Source organism: Rhizobium sp. WW_1 (assembly GCF_003610155.1).
Classification (GTDB): Bacteria; Pseudomonadota; Alphaproteobacteria; order Rhizobiales; family Rhizobiaceae; genus Rhizobium; species Rhizobium tropici_A.
The window spans coordinates 120,504-139,509 of sequence record NZ_RAIN01000014.1; the positions used below are offsets into that span (position 1 = coordinate 120,504).

The following is a 19,006-nucleotide window of genomic DNA, read 5'->3' on the forward strand; positions in this document are numbered from 1 at the left end:
TGAAAGGGACCGCGTGAAACATGGGCGAAGTCATCAAGTTTCGACCCGCAGGGAGATACGGCAAGCACCTTGATGCGCAAGCTCGCATGGAAAGGGAGCTGCAGCTTCCCTTCGCGCTGGCAGACCACTCCATCCGAAAGGGTATCCGCGCAAATCCGCCGGATATGCCGCCTGTGGTCAAGTCGAAAATAGGGTTTCCGATCAGCGGCATAGCCATCGTGGTCGGCTCCATCCTGGTTTACGCGCTGGTGATATCCCATGTCATTGGCCAGCCGCATTATTCGGCGCGGGCCAACCTGATGCCTTCTGTTTTCCTGCAGAACTAGATTTGCCCGACAATGATTGCTGCGTGAAGCAAGTCCTGCCTTAACGCTTCGGCGCTGAGCGGGCCTTCAAGAACAGATTCGTCTATCGAAATAATGCGATAAGTGCTGCAACTCATTTTCGGCACTATTCCTTCCTATTGGTTGCGTGCTTGTACTGTCTGCTGACCGTCGCGGCACGCTATTTTCGGCTTTCGGTTGCATTGAACGATTGTTCCTGCACGACTTGAAATAGTGATCCTCACGGCCCGGAAGGTTGTCATGTCGGATCATCTGTTCCGGTATCGGGCTAGAAGAATATAAGAAATATTTGAGCCTGTTCGTTAAGTGAAGATTCCATCAAATCTGATGTAATCTTCAACAGACTGTGGTTTTGGAGAGCATTTGTTGTCGCGGCTTAGAATTCAACAGCTGCAATGGATCGGCGCCGTAGCTGTTATCATGGTATGCTTGATGATGGCAGGCTCGACGATTGCCTTCAGCCTGTCGGATTACATCAATTACAAGCGCGGCGTCACAGAGTTCAGCCGCTTTCACACCGCGTTGCATGCGGCCGCGACCATATCGAGAGAACGCGGGCCGGCAAATAGTCTCATGGGCGCCACGCAAGAAGAGCAGCCTCAATTTACTGCCGCCTTGAAGGCAAGCCGCGCGGAGACTGACAAGGATATCACCGAGCTCGAGGCGCTGTTCAAGACGGAGATAGATCAATCGGCGGAGATGCGCAGCGCGTTCGCTGCCGTCAAGGCCCAGTTGGAAAGCGGCCGGCGAGCAGTGGACGCCGTGGCTGCCATGCCGCTCAGCGAGCGCAGCGGTGCCAAGATTGCCGACGCCATACAGGCTATGTTCCGCGCCGCCGACCGCGCTCAGGATTACCGGGATGTCGCCGGCCGCTCGATTATTGCACTCGCCCCTGAGACGGGCGCCGAGGTGATGCTGTCCTCGATGGCTGGAACACTCAGGGAACGTGCGGGAAGAGTGGGCTCGTATGTGGTCATGATGCTGACATCGCAAGGGCAGGCCCGTTCCCACTACCGGGTCGCGTTTGAAAGCGAGTTGAATCGACTTTTCGAAGTGAATGTGCTGCTGAAGACCTACGCTCCCGCCGCGTTGCAATCCCAGGACGTAGCGCAGCTGTTGGACCAGGTGACGATAAGCTACTTTTCCGGATCTTTGCCTTACGCTCAACGCGTCGCCTTCGAGCTCAACACGGGCCATGCACCGACGCCAGGCGAATTCACAGCCAAATATGTGCCTGGAATGAAGTCGACTGAAAACTTGCGCGAACTGATCGAAGCCGTAGCACTGGTATCGCTCGAGAAAGTACAGCAGAAAGCCCTGAAAGCGATGCTGGTCTCCGCACTGCTCGCCGGCATGGCCATATTGGTCATGATCGGACTGGCCTACGTGCTCAGGCGATCGCTTTTCCGGCCCATGTTCGCGGTCATGCGGCAGATCGATGAGATCGCCGTCGGCAATCTCACGACACCACCGCGCATACCTCACGCCGGTCGTGAAGTGCGCGAGATGTTTCAACGCCTCGATCTTCTGCGCGAGCAGCAGCGTTTCAGACGGCACCTGGAAATGGAGCGCAAGTCGATGACGGAGGAACTAAGGCGTCTCTCCGAGACCGATGCGCTGACCGGCCTTCTCAATCGGCGGGCGCTCACAGATGCCGTGGAAGGATTGCTCGCCGGTCAGTCGGCGGACTTCCGGGGCATTGCGATCATCATGCTCGATATCGACCATTTCAAATCGATCAACGACCGCTATGGTCACGCCATCGGCGACATGGTGCTGCAGAGAGCCGCGCAGATTCTGGCGCCTTGCTTGCGTGCAGCCGATCTATTTGCCCGTTATGGCGGCGAGGAATTCATCATCATAATGGGCGATGTCGCGGAAGCGTCGGCACGCTCGACAGCGGAACGACTGCGCGAAACCTTGGCAAAAACAGTTGTCAGCGATGAGCATGGCCTGACGGTAACGGCAAGCTTCGGCGTCGACTGGCAGGCGCAATGCGTGTTCCAGGATTGGGAAAAGCTCGCCGTCGTCGCCGACAACCGGCTCTATCAGGCCAAGCGCAATGGGCGAAATCTGGTCTGTTGGTCGGATGCTTCGGCCGAAGACTCTGCAGTTTCCGCCTCTGGAGACGGTCCGGGCGGCGCAAACGCGGCCTGACGATGACTTGCCGCTCAAAAGGTGAGCGTCACCACCACGGTATCCGTATAGACGCCTGGAGCCGGTGTGGTCTGCGGCGGCACGCGGCCATAGACGGTCAGAAGCTGCCCGGTGCCTGTTCCGGTTCCGGCAACGGTACTGCCGGGCGTATTGACATCGCCCCAAGGCTGCGATCGGTTCGTATCCTTATAAAGGCCATAGGTCACCGCCTGCGTTCCCATCTTCATCTGTCGCGCAGTCGGCGCGGCGTTCGAGGTGCCGCCGTTCAGGGAGATCGTATAGGTCGTGCCTGGCGAGCAAGTCGCCGTTACTGAACCGGTTGCGTCGACATTGGCGCTCAAAACGCCCTGCGTTCCGAAATTGATGTTCTGGACGCTCACCAGGCAGTTGGCGGCAACGCTGGCGTTGACGTTGAACGATGCGGTTCCGATCGTTCCCGTGGGGGCAGTGCAGTTGGTTGCGCTACTGTAGACGTAATAGAAGGCGTTGTAGGTCGACGTGAAGCTGGACGTAAATGCGCCCGGCACGGCCGTCGATGGAGTTCCGAGTGCCGCTCCATAGATCGTCATGCTGCCGGTTGCTCCAATCAGCGACCCATTCAACAGGGACATTGTCAGCGCATAGACCGGCGCCCGCGATGCATAGGGCCAGCTGCTCGACCCCCACACCACGCTGCGGCCGGTGTCCGAATAGAGCTGATAGTCCAACGAACTGGTTCCGTTCAGCATCTGGCGGGCTGCGCTCGAAGATGCTCCACCACTGCCGGCACCGATATTGGGGCAGATCAGCAGCCGTTTGCCCAGGTCCAATAGCCCCCCGGAACAAGTCACGCTTATCGTCGACGTCATGTTGACCGGGGTGCCCGATAGGGTATCTACCGCGCCAAAGTTCATATCGGTCGCGCTGAAGTTGCAACTCTGCGCGGCGCATATCGAAGGCAGCAGCAAGATGAGCAAAAGAGTGATCGAACGCAGCATCTTTCCTCTCCCTTTCAAAGGCACGAGACGCCGTCGATGACCACCTGTTCGCCTCGCTGAGGCTTGTAGGTAAATTCGGCATGGCATTTCGAGCCGTCCTCGAGCGACACATCGATTGCGTTCTTTACGTGTAGTCCGCGGATATAGGCCTGGCCGTCATAGCCGATGACGAAATCCTCGCTCGATCCTTGAAGAGTGCCGCTGAGTCCGGGGCGCAGGAGCACTCCATTCTTGTCCTTGATGGTGACAAGGGCGGCCTGCGGCGCCTCGGACACGCCGAACTTGACGACAACGCCGCTGCGATCGGCCGGGACGACGATCTCCTTCGTCGCCGGCACGTCGGCATCGACCGGAAGATTCCTGGGATCGATGGATACGGTATTCGGCTGATAGGAATTAAGATTGGGAACGAGAACCCGGCCGTTCGAATCGGTCTTGCCCGCAGGTCTGTTCTGCTGCTGAACCTCGACATCGGGAGCGCCGACATCGACGACGGCAAAGGCATCGTCGATCCGGTTGGTGGCGAAGATGCCACCACCGGCGACCGCAATGGCGCCGTCGACCCTGGCAGTCGCATTTGTCTGATGGTCCTGCTGTTGGACGCCGGCCTCGACCTGCGCGAAGGGAGCCCGATAGCTGATCGCCGCTTCGCGATCGGTATCCTCTCCTTGGGATGCACGCAGCCGCCAGCCCCAACTGCCGTCTTCCTGCTGCATCGACTTGGACACGTCGGCAACGACATCGAGGCCGTTGGGGCCGCCTTGCACGCCGGTATTGGCTGTGATGTTGCCGCCGAAGGGGATGGACAGGCCGGCAAAGAATCCGAAATTGCTTCGGTCGTCGAGATCGGTAAAGGCGCTGGCATAAACAGTCGCGCGCTTGAATGTCTGACTGTAGGAAAGACCGGCAATCTTGCTCCTAGTGCCATCGGCGCTTTCGAGGTTCGTGTAGGAGAGATTGAGGCTGGAGAGATCAAGCGGCGTGGGCACGCTAAGCGTGACCTGATCGATGGCGCGCGGCACGCCGGCACTGAGGATGCTCATGTCTCCGGCTGTGCTGGTTGTCGGCCGGGCGGTGATCGAGGCTATGTCGTCATAATCGTCAAAGGTCCGCTGCACGCGAGCGTAGAGCGCCCAGCGGTCGTAGCCGAGCTCCAATGCAGCGTTGAAAAGCGCACCCGAGCGCGACCCGCTTTTGCTGGCGGCAGCCGCAATTGACCCTACACCGAACGAGCCAATGGGAAAGGCGGCGCCCGCGCCGCCGTTTAGAAGATCGGCGCCCCCCTCGACATGGCCCTCCAGCGTCAGCCAGTCGGCCAGACCGTATCTCGCCGTGGCAACGCCCATGATGCGGCCGTCATAGTCGTTTGATTCCGTTCCGAAATTCAGGCGCGGAATGCCGAGCTCCGCCGAGAAATCCAATAGGCCGCCGCGCAGAAGCCAGTTGGAGGAGTAGAAGGGTAGGGTTTGCGTCGTTTGCTGCCCAAGGCTGTCACGCACCACGACGGTTGCTTGCCCACCGCCGGAAAAGACCGGCAGATTGGTGACCTCGAAAGGTCCGGCCGGAACGTCGCTCGAATAGGTGCGGACGTTCTGTGTATAGATATCGAGCGTCGAAGGAACAGCGGCGCTCCCGGTAAACGAGGGTAGCGGTTCAGTCACCAGATCCGAGCGAAGCGCAAAATTGCGCTGAAACTGAATGCCGCCGAAATAGACCGGCCGCGTCCAGGACAGGCCGCCCGTTGTCAGATCGCCGGCGCGGTAGGTAATGAGGCTTTTCGGGTCGGAGTAGCTCCAGGTTGTGTTGAGGCGGGTTATGCCATCAAGGCTTCCGTTTGAATAGCCAGCGAGAAAGGACTGGCTGAGCGTGCCGTAAGGGCTGAAGAAACGGGCATCGAATGATCCCGATATTCCCTGAAAAAGGTTCGAACTGCTCTGCGAGAGATTGTTGGAGCTCGCATAGAGAGAATAATTGAGGACGGCGCCATAGCCCGCCTGAGGCGCGGGTATCGTAGTTTGCTGTTGCTGCCTCACATTGATGATGTGGGGCGCGCGGCCCTTGTCGGTCGTCTGCACATAGAGGCGCTGCGTCTCTTCGTCGACCTGATAGGACAGGCCGGGGAGGGCGCTGAGTTCGACCAGCTTGTCATCCGCCATGCCGGCGGGTGGCTTAATGCCAACTTCGCGCAATTCTTCCGCGGTTGCCGCTAGCGAGCCATTCGACCGTTGCTTGAAATTGCCAATCATCTTCATCGACGCATTGTTGATGAATACTTCCAGATAGACGTCCTGTGTGGACGCCGGCTGGCCTGCCGGGGCTGTATTCGCCGGCGAAGCGGGCACTTCCTGAGCACGCAGCGCCGGCACCGAGAAAAGGATGCATATGAAAACCGCGCCGGCACTACGGTTGATTAACGGCGACTTTAGCATCGAACGGCCCAAGATCGCTCTGGCCATGGAGTGTTACGCCGCCGCCGGTAAGAGACTTGGCCGCTCCTATCGGCCACTGCATGGTGGCGCCGGCAAGTACATATCCGACCAGCCCGTTGCGGCTGCCGATCTTCGTCGGCCCTTGCGCCAGGATCGCGTTCGAGAGACGGAAGCGGCTGCCACCATTATTCTTGCCGGTGAGCGAGAGGCTGTTGCCCTGTCGTTTGAGGCTCCAGGCTATATCGGCAGGCTTCACGTCCGGTCGTTTGAAAAAGACCGGAATCGACTGGCGCATGATGAATGTTACGGTACCGGCGCGGGCGCGGGAGGGGTCCGGCAGTTCGTCGACGATGACGCGATAGGTCTCCTCCGCCCTGACGGGAACCTTGCTCGTGCGAACCACTCTGACCACATATTGGGCGTTTGGACTCATCCGCGTCGAGGGAGGGCTGGCAACGACATCCCGTGTCGGCTCCAGGCTTTCTACGCCGCCCGTCTGGCTCCACTTGAAAACGCGTATCTGGACATTGATCGGATGATCTCCTTCATTGGCCAGGTTCAAGACCGTGGTCGCCGATGGCGCAATAAGTTCGAGACTCGTGGGTGCTACTCGCAGGGATGCTGCATTTACGCTGTAAGCACTGAGAAGCAAAAGCATAGTCGCAGCAATGCGTGGCAACATGCGTTGCATGACGGTCTCCTGGATCTATGAGTTTTCAGTAGGTGACGGTAACCGCCACGGTATCGTTGTAGACACCCGCAGCGGGTGTCGTTTGCGGAGGTACACGACCATAGACATTTATGGTCTGGACCGCGCCATTGCCCGTGCCGGAAACAGTATCGGTGCCTATGGTCACGCCCCACGTCTGCGTTCGGTTGGCGTCGCTGTAGATGGCATAATTGATCGTCGCATTTGCCGGACCTGTCATGAGACGGACTGCTGTCGTCGCTCCGGCTCCTGCACCGGCGCTCATGCCTACATTGTAGGTAGCACCGGATGTGCATTGCACACCGATGGTGGTTGCCTGGTCGATATTGGCGGTTATGACACCGTTTGTGCCGAAGTTGAGAGTATTGGCACTCTGGACCAGGCACTGTGACTGGATAGTGATGGTAACCGTCATATTGGCGGTTGCAGTGGCAGCCATGGCGGATGGCGCTGCTATGGTCATTGCGATACCAATAAGGGTGGCGCCGCAGAGCATTCTCAGCATTCACATTCCCCTTCGCATGTACCTCAGAAATATCAGAATATAATAAAATAAGCACATATATGCTTCGCTGGCAATGAGGCCGGAAATGGCATCGGCGTATGCGACAGTATCGAAAGAATAGCTCTCCAGTAGATGCTCGATTTATTTAATAAATACCCGCAGATACCCAATATTTTTGAAAAACATGGTTAATAATTCCTGATAGATTTTGCGCACTACCGGCATAACTACCGCGGGAGTACCGGACGGAATCTGAGCGAATCAGCGATTTTAGAGGTCACGGCAACGCCGCATGATTCGTTGCTTCAGTTATATAGCCGATGCAGAAATATCAATTCTTCCCGTATGTTCACAGTCATTGCACCGATACTCGCTATCCGCGAAAACCCAGCAGCTGGAGAGTGGGCTCCGGTATTTCACCTGACCTTCCTCTGAAAGTATTATTGGCCGTCTTGCCACCTTCTATCGAGGGATATCGCGAGGATGGTGCCGCCGCCGCCCGGTGACGTTTCAGAGATTGGTCGCGGGTTTATGCCGAGCCCAATTGTCCCAGGCACAAGATAGAAATTGCGTATGCCGGCATTGCCTCGAATATCGCGGCTCCTTCAATATCCGCAGGGTTCTATGGCGCTGCGACGCGCTCAATTTCGCTCGCTGCAAGGAAGTCTGGCGCGGCATCTCATAAGGGGATGGGAATACGCAAAGCACATTCGTCAACATTTCTTTGCAAAACGTCCGCAATTGGCCACGTTTCGGTAAAAGCCCCGCCACAGTTTGCGTGAAGATGGGTAGCTGAGAACTTGCCCAAAGGAGCGGTCGATGGATGCGCAGCCTATGAGATGGTGGAACGGCCAAAGCGAGGCGACGAAGAGATTAGGTTCCGGTCTTGCCGTTTGCGGCACGGTTGTCGCCGCCTTCTACGTGATCGTTCAAACCGGTCCCAGCGATCACTCCATGCGATATATCGATGATGGCGGACGCATTGCGATCAACAGCGCAGCACCCGCACAGCGGCTTGCCATGAACCAATTGCAGTCGGCAGTCGATGCCAGCCCCGCCAGACCGCAGGTGTTGTCGATGACAGTACCGATCCCGCAACCGTCGCCGCTTGCCGCCGTGGTTAGAACTAGCGCGCCGGTAAAGCGCGTTGCCTCGCATTCCGATGTTGCGAAGGCCAAGGTCGAGGCATCTCGTAACGTCGAACAATTCGATCGTTGCCTGCCGCAATGCGAGACGCGGGACCCGCTAATAGCAGGACATCCGGAATATGCAGAGGCGGCTCCGCCGCCCGCATATGACGAACCTTCTCCTGTGATGGAGGCTCCTGTAGTGGAGGAAAGGGTCGGATTTCATCCGCTGGCGGGCGCGCGCCATCTGTTGAACCGAGCCGCGGATGCGCCCGGCATGATGTTGCGTCGCAGTCGGCAGGCGATCGACAATGTCGCCCGCATAGATTGGTAACTGCGACGCGGGTCCGCGCCCGTTGCCGATATCAGGGCAACGGGTGCAGGGCTCTATCCCAAGACAAGATCGGCCTTGATGCGCCGATGTTGAACCGCCTATAGGCCGCCCGCGCTCGCTGTGCTGCGCAGGAGCCGGCAGAGACTGACAAGACCGGCATCGAAACTACCCGAAGCCGTCACCTGGCGACAGGCGATCAGCATGCGCTTTTGCTCGGCGCTCGACATGGTGCGGAACGCGGCGAGCGTGCGAGCGCTCGATCCTGTGCCCGAGGAATTGCCCGAACCCAGACCAAAACCGCTTGTGCCGCCTGTTCCTCCGGTCGCCATGCCGGTTCCTCCGGTGCCGGTACCGCCGGTTCCAGTGCCCGTACCCGTTCCACTGCCAGTACCGCTGCCGGAACTGCCGCCGCCAACGCCGACACCCACACCGACGCCAACTCCGGACCCGCCGACGGAAACACCAGCACCGGCATTGACACCGCTTGAACCGCCGACCGATGCGCCGAGACCTGCGTTGACACCATTGCTATTGGCCGACGCACCGACACCGGCATTGATGCCGCCGGACCCGCCGACGGATGCGCCGGCACCCGCATTGACACCGCTCGTTCCGGATACGGAAGCACCCAGCCCGGCATTCACGCCATTAGTGCCACCAACCGAAGCACCAACACCGGCACTAAGCCCGTTGGAGCCGAGCCCGGCGCCTACGCCGGCATTGATACCGCCGACCGATACGCCGACGCCTGCTCCCAGTCCGCCGCTTCCGGACCGGCTGCCGCCGTGATCTGTACCGCCGCCCGGCGCTGCATAGCTTGTCGAAGCCAACAGAAGAAATGCGGATGCAGCGATTGCCATCCGTGAGGATTGTATTTTCATGACTAGACTCCGTTTCAGGTTAGGCCGTTAGAGGGCCTGTTTCTGATTGTCGGAGCGCGCGCACCGTAGAGTTGGAATGAAGGGGGCTTTCTTATTCTCCTTTCCTCCCAAGACTACATTATAGAATAATCTAATTTAGTAATGCATCAATATAAAAATTCACGGATGCCTTGCATAATGCCAATGAAATTAGTTCCGTGCACGCTGAAATGCCCTATTTCGCGACAGGCTTACTCTGCTTTTGTAGGATGAATGACGCCTATTCTCGGAAGTCGTCAGGAACGTTCAGCCCAAACCTTCGCCAATTCGACAAGCGTCTTGACGGCTCTTTCCATGTCCTGGCGGCTGACCCACTCTAGGGGTGAATGAAAGGCATGGCCGCCGGCAAAGAGATTGGCTGAGGGCAGTCCCATGAAGGAGAGCCTGGAACCATCCGTGCCGCCGCGAATGCTGCCGCGCACCGGCGTCATGCCGGCTCGGCGGATCGCTTCGACTGCGTTTTCGACGATCTCCGGGTGGCGATCGAGGATAGTTTTCATATTGCGGTATTGATGACGGACCGTAAACGTGTGCGACGAACCGGGATAGGCCCTCATGACGTCCTTGACGATCGCCTCGAGCATGGCCTCCTTGGCGACAAGACCCGGTTCGGCAAAATCACGGATGATGAAGCCGAGCGACGCCTTTTCCATCGAGCCGCTGACACCTGTGGGATGGATGAAGCCGTCGCGGCCGTCTGTCGCTTCGGGAGCGATGTCTCTCGGCAGCCTGTCGATAATGGCGCCGGCAATCCTGATGGCGTTTTCCATCTTTCCTTTGGCAAAGCCTGGATGAATGGCAACACCCTGTATGACGATTTCGACGCTGTCAGCGGAAAAAGTCTCGTCCTCTATGTGGCCCGCCGTTTCTCCGTCGACCGTATAGGCGAATTGCGCCCCCAGTTTCTTCAAATCGACCTTGTCGACGCCGCGTCCGATCTCTTCATCGGTCGTGAACAGAAGCTTGATGGTGCCGTGGCGGATATCGGGATTGTCGACAAGATATTTGGCCGCAGCGACGATTTCGGCGAGGCCGGCCTTGTCGTCGGCCCCGAGCAGCGTCGTGCCGTCCGAGGTAATGATGTCGTTGCCGATCTGATCGCGCAGGGCAGGATGCTCATCGACGCGAATGACCTGCTGCGGATCACCGCTGAGGCGGATATCGCCGCCGGAATAGTTTTGCAGGATCTGCGGCTTGACGTTCGTGCCCGTGAAATCGGGCGCCGTGTCCATGTGGGAACAAAAGCAGATGACGGGAACCGCCTTGTCAACGTTCGATGGAATGGTGGCATAGACATAACCGTGCTCGTCCAAATGCGCGTCGGCAAGTCCTATGGCTAGCAACTCCTCGGCGAGGATGCGCCCGAGATTCTTTTGCTTGGCGGTGGAGGGTTGTGTGGCCGAAGTCGGGTCCGATTGCGTATCGACGACAACATAGCGAAGAAAGCGATCGGTGACGGTATCGGTCATGAACTGGCTCCAAAAATTCTCTGGGTTTTGCATAGCTATAGCGCCGGGCGGGTGCGCCGTTAAACAGATTTCGCGTTAAAGGGCGCCGATATTTGAAACGGGCTCGCATTACCTCGTACGAAAAGCTATGGCCGCCCCCGCGCTAGGCAAGAGCGGCCATATCGTAATTTACTGTCGGGCCGAAAGCCTCAGTCAGCCGAAGTCAGCGTAACGGACGTGCCCGTTGCAGCAACGTTGAGGCCGAGTTGGCCGGTCACGCTCACCGTCTGGAGCTGGATAGAGCCCGATGTGCCGCCAACGAGAATGTTCGTACCCACGCCGGCACCGACGGTGGCTTCGACGGTAGCGCCCTGATAGAGGCCGCTCAGAGAGCCGTGATGGTAGCCGGCTGTCGGCGCAAACACGAGCCAGACGAGCCGGCTGCGGGTCGTAAAGCCGAGGTCGACGCCCATCTTACGGATCGCACCGGTATAGTGGTCAACGCGCGCGCGTCCGACCGTCGAATGGAAGGTGCAATCCACCTCCTTGGCAGAGCCGAGCACATAACCGACACCGCCGCCGATTTCGCATTCGAGGTAGCCGATCTTAACGCCGTTGCGCTGGTCGGGTTCTTCGTCGCGATAGGTCGTCGGCATGTCCGCCGCCTGGGCGACCGCCGCGCCGGCAACGATCAACGATGCTGCTGAAAACGCCAGGGTCAGAACTTTTCTCATCTGTTTTCTCCTTGTCAGAGTATTATGGGTGGCAGGCACCCTCGTGGTCGAGCCGATAGAATCAACCCTTACTTAACGTACGTACGCGCAGAACGATCCCGAAAATAAGGCGGCTATCGTCATGATCCAACTCACAATATAGGGAGGTCTATATGCCAGGGCACCCCTTGGGCATTTCACGTTTTGCTACCGACTGAATCGCGCCGTACAAAATCGAGGATTTGCAGGACAAAACCCGCCCTGCCTGCCGATCATCCATGTTGCAGTAATTTTTCCCTGGCGGCGAAGGCGAACACATCGACCGGTTCTCCCAGCCCCTTGAGAGGGAAGGAACCGAGGCTTTCCATATCGCGCTGGCAACCGGCCATGTCGACGAAAGCCTTGGACAGAAGCACCGGGCGCTTGACCTCCTTGGTCAGCGATTCCAGCCGGGAGGCGATATTGACCGCGGGGCCGATGACCGTGAAATCGAGGCGGGTGCGCGAGCCGATGTTCCCATACATCACATCGCCGACATGCACGCCGACGCCATAGCGCAGCACTTCGCGGCCGAGCTTGCGGTTTTCCTCATTGAGCGCTGCAACACCCGCCTGCGCTTCGCTGATGGCGACGAGGAGATTGTGGCACGCATTCGGATCGCTCAGCGGGAAGATGGCCAAGAGCCCATCGCCCATGAATTTGAGGATCTCGCCGCCATGCTTTTCGATCGGGTCGACCATTGCATCGAAATAGCCGTTGAGCAGCTCGATCACATCGTCACGCGGCCACATGTCCGAGATGGTGGTGAAATCGCGCAAGTCACAAATGAGGATCGCCGCGCCGACCGTGGTGCCGCTGCCGCGCGTAGTCGCCCCCGCCAGGATTTTTTCGCTGGCGTGAGGCCCGACATAGGTGCGCAACAGCGTGCGAGCCATGATGTTCTTCAGCCGGATTTCGGTCACCATCGTGAGAGCCGGCAGAAGATCCCTCAAAAAGGCGAGGTGCTGCTCGGTGAAGCCGCCCGGAGCGTCCGAGGCAAAGGTCACGATATGGCGCTTGCCGAGCGTGTGATAAATCGGCCAGGCGATATAGTCGGTCAGCCCTTCCGCATACATTTCCTTGTACAGAGGATAGTTCAGGTCGACCTTTTGGCAGACTTCCAGATTTTTGCGGACTTCGGTCGCGCCGTTGAAGATCTCGTTGATGGGGCTCGCCAGAAACTGCGGCGTGTTCTCGACGCCATAGCTGAAGGTGGCGATGTCCGCCTCCTTCATGCCGGTGCGCCATAGAATTCTGGCACCGAGCCATTGCGGATGCATCGTTCTAAAATGCATCGTCGCTCTTCCGATCGGAATTCCGACGGCTCGCATTTTCTCGCAGAGTTCAACGAGGATATTGTCGATGAACCGCTGCTCACGCACGTCGTTCATCAGCCAATCGAGGATCTTGCTCTGTTTCGTCGGCCAGATGCCGCGGTCGTCCTGCGCCGTGGCGGCAACTGCTTCAATAGAAGATTGCATTTTCTTTACCCCACAAATTCCGTCATCCGTCATAGACGTAAGCGCCATTCGACGGGAATGGAACCATACGCTTGTCGCCAGCAACCGGGAACGGCAATCGCCTCTGTTTCGCGATTTTGAAAATCTTACGCCCGGCTATGGCAGAAGAGCCTTGAATCGGCCATAGGCTTCATATGGTTCCGCGACTCCTGCGGTGCAATATTCGGTCGACGAGGTAACGCATTGAGAGCATATCTGGCAGGTCCGGAAGTGTTTCTTCCGAACGCAAGGGAAATCCTCGACCGCAAGATCGCGCTGGCGCGCCACTATGGTTTTACGCCCGTTTCCCCCGGTGACCTGGCCGTGCCGGAAACGGAAACGCGCGGACAGCGCGGCCTTGCCATCAGCGCCATCAATGAGAAACTGATGACGAGCGCCGATCTCATCATCGCCAATCTGACGCCATTTCGTGGCGTCGCGGCTGATGTCGGCACAGCCTTCGAACTCGGCTTCATGTGCGCCCGCGGCTGTCCGGCATTTGCCTTCTCCAATTGTACCGACAACCATTTCGAGCGTGTGAGCAAGCTCTATGGCGGCGTAACGGCCCGGGGTGGCGTCATTGTCACGCGCCAGGTTCCACAGGATCAGCTCTTTCTGGACCTGGCGGCATTCGAGGAATGCTTGACCCTGGCCGCGAAGAAACTGTTGAAGCAAGCCGCCAGCGCATAATGTGCCGGCTTATCAAGCGGCTGCTTCAACTGGCCTGATCGAGCAAGTTCGTTCGAAGCTTCACCACATCCCGAGAATTTCATCCGCAAGCCGGGCTCTTGCCGGAAGCTGGTCGTATGTGGCGATATCCGGCTCCACGAAGGCAGCCAGGCCGAGTGATGCAAGGATAGCGCGTCCTTCTAGGCTTTCATGTGCCTCGAGGAGAACGGCGCGGAGCGCCGCGACGACCTCGGGAGGTTGCCGTCGCGAGGCGACCAGCAAAGGGAAGGGCGCTGGCTTCGTGGTGGCAACGATCCGCAAAGGTGCGACCATCTCCGGCTCATGTATTGCCAGAAGCTGATAGGCATAGGCATCGATAGCGCCGACATCTATGACACCCGAACGAATGGCGTCGACGACGCCGCGCGGATTGAGAAGTGGGCCGACGGTTTTCACCGCTGATGGCCGATCCGCAAGCCCTGAGAAGAATTCGCGCGGCGCGTTGTAGCCGGATTGGGAGTCGCGTACGGTCCAACCCCAGCGCGCGGTTGCAAGCGCGGCCTCGGTAAATTGCTTCTCGCGCGCGGCGACTATATGGCTCGCATAGACCGGCCTCCCGTTTGCCCAGTCAGCCAGCGAAACGGGTGCCGCCAAGGGCTGTGGCCGCTCGTCTGCCGATAGCTGCGAGAATGGAAAGCCGCACATGAAGACGGCGCCCATGTCCGGACGCCCCCATAGTTCGGAAAGAGGCGCCGGCGCGGCATGGGCGATGACGTCGAGCCCGACGCCCGATCGATCCGCAAGCCAATGAAAGAGGCGATCCCAAAGCCCCGATATGTTCGGGCTCAGATTGTACATTCGCGAGCAGGCAATGGCGGCGGGAGACGTCATGTCGCGTTACGCAAACCGAAGGCGCTGGCCGATATTCATGCGCCTTGCCTTCTCCACCATCGCCGCGCCAAGGGCAACATCCGTGGTGCTGAGGCCGCGGTGCCAGAAGAGAATAGTCTCGTCATCGCTTTCGCGCCCCGGCTTGGCTCCGCAGACGATCTGGCCGATTTCGGCATGCAGTGTCTCAGCCGTTACCTTGCCCTCATCCACATGACGGCGAAGCGCGCCGAAGGGGCGACCAGGACCGCATTGGCCCCAGTCATCGACGACGACCTTGTCCATGATGTCGGTTAGGTCGAATTCGAGCGCGCTCATCGTACCGTAGGGGACGACAAAGGCGCCCTTCTTGACCCAGGCGGTCTTGAAAAGCGGCGTCGGCTCCGGCAGGCGGCTTGCCTCAATCATGATGTCGGCGTCTTTCAGGCAATCCTCCCAATTATCCGTCACGATGATCCTTTTGCCGAGATCCTTTTCCAGCCGTGCTGCGAAAGCGTCACGGCTCTCGGGGCGGCGCGAATGCACACGGATTTCATCGAAATCGAAAATGTGGTCGAGCAGGCGTACGTTCCAGTAGGAGGTGCCGCGCGCGCCGATATGACCGAGAATCTTGCTGTCCTTGCGCGCGAGATGACGCGCACCAATGGCAGTGACGGCGCCGGTGCGCATGTCGGTAATCGCCGTCGCGTCGATGACGGCCTTCGGAACGCCGGTGTGAGGATCGAATAGATTGAGGACCGCCAATTCGGACGGCAGGCCTTGCTTGTAGTTGTCGACGAAATCGCCGACCACCTTCACGCCAGCATAGTCGAGCGGCTTCACATAGCCGCGCAGCACGTTGAAATGGCCCTTGTCGGAACTCTCGGGCACTAGATGAACACGTGGCTCGATGACGGTTTCGCCGCGCCCCTGCGCATCCAGCGCCTTTGTGACCGCGTCGAGGATTTCATCGTTAGACAGCGCCAGCGCTTTGGCGTCGATGGCATTGAGATAGTCGATCCAAATTTCCTGCATTGCCGTTGTTCTCCAAGCCTTTCGCCGGTTACGCCGGTCTGTCGAATGATGCGGGCTGTCGAACGGCCCGCGGAAAAGAGAAGCAGCAAGCGTGATCTGGCTCGCCACCATTTCAATCAGGGAGCCGTCCTTGCGGCCGTCTCCGTTATGAAGTCCGATATTCTCTGGAAATCAGGGCCCTGGGCGCGGTCTTCTTCAAGTCTCGGCACCAGTTCACGCACCTGCTGATAGGCACGCAGAGTTCCTTGGCCTAGCTCACCCGCAATGCCGCGCAGATCGACGGCCTGCGCCGACGCGACAAGCTCGATTGCTACGAGATAGCGCAGCCGCTCGATCATAGCCTCGATCTTTGACAGCACGCTCGGCGCCATGGACGCCTGATCTTCAATGCCATCCGCCACCGGGATGGGCGCAAGCGAGACAGGTGCGGCCAAATGCCGGATCTCTGCCTCAAGCGCGGAGACCGATTTTTGCACGGTAGCAAAACCCGATCTGCTTTGACCGAGCGGCGTCAAGAAGCGCGGCAACTCAGACATGCCCGGCGACATGATCTTCATGGTTCTATAGGCGATCGCCGCCGCACAATGAGCGATGGCCTGGCCGAGCCGCTCCCATGCCAGAACGAAGGCCGTCATGTCGAAGTTGCCGTTCGACAGGATAAGCCCTTCTTCGGCCAGAACGACAGGATTGTCGCCGGAGCTGACAAGTTCGATCTCGGTTGCGGCGCTGGCTTCTCCGATCGCGTGGAGGAGGGCACCCCATACCTGCGGGGCACAGCGATAGCTCAAGGGATCTTGCAGGCGTCGCGCCGCGCCATCGACAAGCAGCGAGCTATCGATCAAAAGCTCACGCAGCCGCGCCGCCGCTTCACGCTGACCAGCGGCCGGTCTGGCCGCGAGCGCCCGGTCGTCGAAGGCCGAAACATTGGCGCGAAATGCCTCGAAATTCAGCGCGACAGCCGCAAGCGACCAATCGAACAGCCGCTCGATATCCTCGATGCACAGGCATGCCTTGCCGACCGACAGACTGTTGGCAACCACGAGGACATGCCCGTCCTTCGGCCCGATCGGCAAAGGTTTCAAACCAACCTTCGCGAGGGCATCCACTGCCGGCATGACTGTGCCAGCCACTGCCGCCTCGCCGTCTCCCAGCAAAGCGCGTCCCATATGGGCCAATGGCGCAAGATCGGCGGCACCGATCGAGCCAAGTGAAGGCACGATCGGATGAAAGCCGGCATTCAGCGCGGCAACGAGGCCGGAAAACACCGGCAGCGAGACACCTGAACCGCCTGCCGCCATGCCTGCGATGCGGGCCGCCATCATCGCCCGGACAGTTTCGCGCGGCAGCGCCGGGCCGACGCCGACCGCGCGGGCCTGCGGCACACGCAATTGAAAGGCGATCAGGTCGTCGGTGGCGAGCCGGGTATCGACGCCCGCACCTAGCGCCGTCGTCAAGCCGTAGACCGGCTGGTCGGCCGCCAGATAGCGCTCCACGACTGCGCGCGCGGCGTTGATCTTTGCCTCGACGTCAGGCGAAATCTCGATGCGGGCGCCACGGCGGGCGATCGAGGCGACGTCGGCGATCGTCGGTGCAGCGTTGTTGAGAGAGACAATATCCGCGGCCATGCTCATGACTTGCTGTCTCCAAGAAATGCGCTAGCCGCTTTACGGCTTCTTCTGGAACCCGCCTCCAGACGGTATTTGTTGCCAGGATAGGTCAACAGCGCGCATGTGCACACAAGCTCTCCCGACCATGTGCGGCGGAAGACGCGCAGACAGGGCTGATCGGAACTGACATCGAGCAGTTTTCTTGTAACAGCGTCCGCTTTGATTGCCTCGACGAAATGTTCGAACTCGGTGATCGGCGCCACCCTCGTCAAATACTCGTTTGGTGTCGTCGCGTTAAAATCATTGCTCAGATAATCCGGCGCGACGGCCGGATTGACATAGCGCTCCTCCACCTGGATCGGCTCGCCATCTTCCAGATGCACGATCAATGTGTGCATGACTTCCGCGTTCGTCGGCAATTCCAGTGCTTGCGCAACCCGGGCATCAGCCAGGATACGGTCGGCGACCAGAACTCTGGAGGTGTGTCGGCGGCCGCGCTCGGATATCTCGTCTGCGATGTTCCTGATCTGCAGCAGGTCGACGTCCCGACGCTGTGAGGAAACAAAGGTTCCGAGACCTGCGGAACGTGTCAGGATGCCTTCGAACATCAGCTCGCGCAGGGCGCGATTGGCGGTCATCCGGCTGACACTGAAGGAGGCTACGAGCTCGCTCTCGGAATAGACGCGATCACCCGGCTTCAGCTTACCTTCGGCAATCAAGGTGACGATGTGCTCCTTGATCCGCTGGTAATGCGGCATATCGGGTGAGGGCGCGGATCTCTTCATACCAGCCTCGCATTGCCGTGATCGAGCGCCGTCGTTTGGCGGGTAGGAATTCGGGCACGAAAATAGACGTCCTCTCCTTCCTGCCAGATCTCGAACTCTATGGTGTCGCCGGGGAAAACGACTGCGGTAAAACGCGCCGCCATGAAACCGATATCCGCGAAGTCCTGCTTTTTCAACGCCCGGCCTATGGCGTAGCCTGCATAGCCGAATGTGCAGAGGCCGTGCAGGATCGGCCGCGGAAAGCCGGCTTGGGCTGCGTAGACGGGGTCGACGTGGAGGAGATTGAGATCGCCATTCAGCCGGTAGAGAAGTGCGGCGTTTTCCGGAACGGTGACTGCAAGCATCGTGTCGCATGGTCGGGAAGGAACGGGGTGCAACGGCTCAGGCGGTGTACCCGCCGAGCCGCATCCGCCATCACCTCGACACGCATTCGTCTGAGACATCGTGGCGATGATTTTATCATCGTCGGCAGCTGAGATTGTTCGATCGAAGGTCGCAAACATGCCCTTGTCAGGTCCACGATCAACGATCGAACGCATTTGCGAACGCGAGATCAGGGGAGTATCGAGAGGCACCGGTGCGTGGATCGTCAGGCGGTGTTCGGCATGAACCAGCTGCTGCCAGTTGACGCCAGCGTCGCCCATCCAGGAACCGGCATCTGCCACCACATTCGCCAAGGTCGGCGCAACGGTCAGATCGCGCTCCTCAACGCGGCGCAGGTGCATGGCATCAAGCGGTTCACTGCCATAGCCGGTGGAAAGCGCGTAGAGAATTGCATCCCGCGTACTCACCGTCCGCCTTACATCGGGAATGGGAAAACTCATGAGAGATCGGGCTGAGAT

At 59.1% G+C, this 19,006-nt stretch carries 17 protein-coding genes; 4 read left to right on the top strand and 13 right to left on the bottom strand.

The window, feature by feature from the left end; translation table 11 throughout:
• The first annotated feature begins 20 nt into the window (after positions 1 to 20).
• Together BJ928_RS29565 and BJ928_RS29570 are read left to right on the top strand one after the other, a co-directional pair.
• On the top strand, positions 21 to 326 hold the full coding sequence (locus BJ928_RS29565; protein WP_047634475.1) for a hypothetical protein: 306 nt from the start codon (positions 21 to 23) through the stop codon (positions 324 to 326).
• Positions 327 to 776: 450 nt separating this feature from the next.
• On the top strand, positions 777 to 2,501 hold the full coding sequence (locus tag BJ928_RS29570) for a GGDEF domain-containing protein (protein ID WP_183079473.1): 1,725 nt from the start codon (positions 777 to 779) through the stop codon (positions 2,499 to 2,501).
• A 14-nt stretch (positions 2,502 to 2,515) separates the two neighbouring features.
• On the opposite strand, the gene BJ928_RS29575 is transcribed toward BJ928_RS29570, so the two are convergent.
• Genes BJ928_RS29575 through BJ928_RS29590 form a run of 4 tightly spaced genes read right to left on the bottom strand, consistent with a single transcriptional unit; the run spans position 2,516 to position 7,121 of the window.
• A complete protein-coding gene (locus BJ928_RS29575) occupies positions 2,516 to 3,478 on the bottom strand; it encodes a spore coat U domain-containing protein (protein WP_047634473.1) in 963 nt (320 codons plus the stop codon).
• A 14-nt stretch (positions 3,479 to 3,492) separates the two neighbouring features.
• A complete protein-coding gene (locus BJ928_RS29580; protein WP_245432603.1) occupies positions 3,493 to 5,934 on the bottom strand; it encodes a fimbria/pilus outer membrane usher protein in 2,442 nt (813 codons plus the stop codon).
• On the bottom strand, positions 5,879 to 6,598 hold the full coding sequence (locus BJ928_RS29585; RefSeq protein WP_047634595.1) for a molecular chaperone: 720 nt from the start codon (positions 6,596 to 6,598) through the stop codon (positions 5,879 to 5,881). Before BJ928_RS29585 ends, BJ928_RS29580 begins: the two co-directional genes overlap by 56 nt.
• 25 nt (positions 6,599 to 6,623) lie before the next feature.
• Positions 6,624 to 7,121, bottom strand: a complete 498-nt coding sequence (locus BJ928_RS29590; RefSeq protein WP_047634472.1) for a spore coat U domain-containing protein — start codon at positions 7,119 to 7,121, stop codon at positions 6,624 to 6,626.
• Positions 7,122 to 7,940: 819 nt separating this feature from the next.
• Between BJ928_RS29590 and BJ928_RS29600 the strand changes: the two genes are divergently transcribed.
• Positions 7,941 to 8,582: a hypothetical protein gene (locus BJ928_RS29600; RefSeq protein WP_047634471.1), complete on the top strand. Its 642-nt coding sequence runs from the start codon at positions 7,941 to 7,943 to the stop codon at positions 8,580 to 8,582.
• 98 nt (positions 8,583 to 8,680) lie between these two features.
• On the opposite strand, the gene BJ928_RS29605 is transcribed toward BJ928_RS29600, so the two are convergent.
• The 4 genes from BJ928_RS29605 to BJ928_RS29620 form a co-directional block, all read right to left on the bottom strand.
• Positions 8,681 to 9,463, bottom strand: coding sequence for a hypothetical protein (locus tag BJ928_RS29605; protein ID WP_047634470.1), 783 nt, complete (start codon positions 9,461 to 9,463; stop codon positions 8,681 to 8,683).
• Positions 9,464 to 9,738: 275 nt separating this feature from the next.
• Complete coding sequence (gene pepT, locus BJ928_RS29610) at positions 9,739 to 10,971, bottom strand: peptidase T (RefSeq protein ID WP_047634469.1); 1,233 nt, start codon at positions 10,969 to 10,971, stop codon at positions 9,739 to 9,741.
• 188 nt (positions 10,972 to 11,159) lie between these two features.
• Positions 11,160 to 11,684, bottom strand: a complete 525-nt coding sequence (locus BJ928_RS29615) for a DUF992 domain-containing protein (protein ID WP_047634468.1) — start codon at positions 11,682 to 11,684, stop codon at positions 11,160 to 11,162.
• 251 nt (positions 11,685 to 11,935) lie between these two features.
• The gene (locus BJ928_RS29620; protein WP_047634467.1) at positions 11,936 to 13,183 is read right to left on the bottom strand and encodes an adenylate/guanylate cyclase domain-containing protein; all 1,248 of its coding nucleotides are present in this window, start codon (positions 13,181 to 13,183) and stop codon (positions 11,936 to 11,938) included.
• Between the two features lie 222 nt (positions 13,184 to 13,405).
• Here BJ928_RS29620 and BJ928_RS29625 point away from each other — a divergent pair, with 222 nt between their 5' ends.
• Positions 13,406 to 13,891, top strand: coding sequence for a nucleoside 2-deoxyribosyltransferase (locus BJ928_RS29625; protein WP_047634466.1), 486 nt, complete (start codon positions 13,406 to 13,408; stop codon positions 13,889 to 13,891).
• Between the two features lie 60 nt (positions 13,892 to 13,951).
• On the opposite strand, the gene BJ928_RS29630 is transcribed toward BJ928_RS29625, so the two are convergent.
• From BJ928_RS29630 to BJ928_RS29650, 5 genes are all read right to left on the bottom strand, one after another.
• Entirely contained in the window at positions 13,952 to 14,761 is an 810-nt protein-coding gene (locus BJ928_RS29630; RefSeq protein ID WP_047634465.1) for a PhnD/SsuA/transferrin family substrate-binding protein, read from the bottom strand.
• A 6-nt stretch (positions 14,762 to 14,767) separates the two neighbouring features.
• Positions 14,768 to 15,772, bottom strand: a complete 1,005-nt coding sequence (locus BJ928_RS29635) for an ornithine cyclodeaminase family protein (RefSeq protein WP_047634464.1) — start codon at positions 15,770 to 15,772, stop codon at positions 14,768 to 14,770.
• 116 nt (positions 15,773 to 15,888) lie between these two features.
• Positions 15,889 to 17,403 (bottom strand): histidine ammonia-lyase, encoded by a 1,515-nt coding sequence (hutH, locus tag BJ928_RS29640; protein ID WP_047634461.1) that lies wholly within the window; start codon positions 17,401 to 17,403, stop codon positions 15,889 to 15,891.
• Positions 17,400 to 18,164, bottom strand: coding sequence for a histidine utilization repressor (hutC, locus tag BJ928_RS29645; protein ID WP_052227857.1), 765 nt, complete (start codon positions 18,162 to 18,164; stop codon positions 17,400 to 17,402). Before hutC ends, hutH begins: the two co-directional genes overlap by 4 nt.
• The gene (locus BJ928_RS29650) at positions 18,161 to 18,955 is read right to left on the bottom strand and encodes a MaoC/PaaZ C-terminal domain-containing protein (RefSeq protein ID WP_245432604.1); all 795 of its coding nucleotides are present in this window, start codon (positions 18,953 to 18,955) and stop codon (positions 18,161 to 18,163) included. Before BJ928_RS29650 ends, hutC begins: the two co-directional genes overlap by 4 nt.
• Positions 18,956 to 19,006 lie beyond the last annotated feature (51 nt).

Bases quoted from the DNA above. Each gene is read 5' to 3' on its own strand.
- BJ928_RS29580 (WP_245432603.1), bottom strand. From the start codon at position 5,934: ATGGCCAGAGCGATCTTGGGCCGTTCGATGCTAAAGTCGCCGTTAATC.
- hutC (WP_052227857.1), bottom strand. From the start codon at position 18,164: ATGAAGAGATCCGCGCCCTCACCCGATATGCCGCATTACCAGCGGATC.
- BJ928_RS29565 (WP_047634475.1), top strand. From the start codon at position 21: ATGGGCGAAGTCATCAAGTTTCGACCCGCAGGGAGATACGGCAAGCAC.
- BJ928_RS29605 (WP_047634470.1), bottom strand. From the start codon at position 9,463: ATGAAAATACAATCCTCACGGATGGCAATCGCTGCATCCGCATTTCTT.
- BJ928_RS29575 (WP_047634473.1), bottom strand. From the start codon at position 3,478: ATGCTGCGTTCGATCACTCTTTTGCTCATCTTGCTGCTGCCTTCGATA.
- BJ928_RS29600 (WP_047634471.1), top strand. From the start codon at position 7,941: ATGGATGCGCAGCCTATGAGATGGTGGAACGGCCAAAGCGAGGCGACG.
- BJ928_RS29570 (WP_183079473.1), top strand. From the start codon at position 777: ATGATGGCAGGCTCGACGATTGCCTTCAGCCTGTCGGATTACATCAAT.
- BJ928_RS29590 (WP_047634472.1), bottom strand. From the start codon at position 7,121: ATGCTGAGAATGCTCTGCGGCGCCACCCTTATTGGTATCGCAATGACC.
- hutH (WP_047634461.1), bottom strand. From the start codon at position 17,403: ATGAGCATGGCCGCGGATATTGTCTCTCTCAACAACGCTGCACCGACG.
- pepT (WP_047634469.1), bottom strand. From the start codon at position 10,971: ATGACCGATACCGTCACCGATCGCTTTCTTCGCTATGTTGTCGTCGAT.
- BJ928_RS29585 (WP_047634595.1), bottom strand. From the start codon at position 6,598: ATGCAACGCATGTTGCCACGCATTGCTGCGACTATGCTTTTGCTTCTC.
- BJ928_RS29615 (WP_047634468.1), bottom strand. From the start codon at position 11,684: ATGAGAAAAGTTCTGACCCTGGCGTTTTCAGCAGCATCGTTGATCGTT.
- BJ928_RS29620 (WP_047634467.1), bottom strand. From the start codon at position 13,183: ATGCAATCTTCTATTGAAGCAGTTGCCGCCACGGCGCAGGACGACCGC.
- BJ928_RS29635 (WP_047634464.1), bottom strand. From the start codon at position 15,772: ATGCAGGAAATTTGGATCGACTATCTCAATGCCATCGACGCCAAAGCG.
- BJ928_RS29630 (WP_047634465.1), bottom strand. From the start codon at position 14,761: ATGACGTCTCCCGCCGCCATTGCCTGCTCGCGAATGTACAATCTGAGC.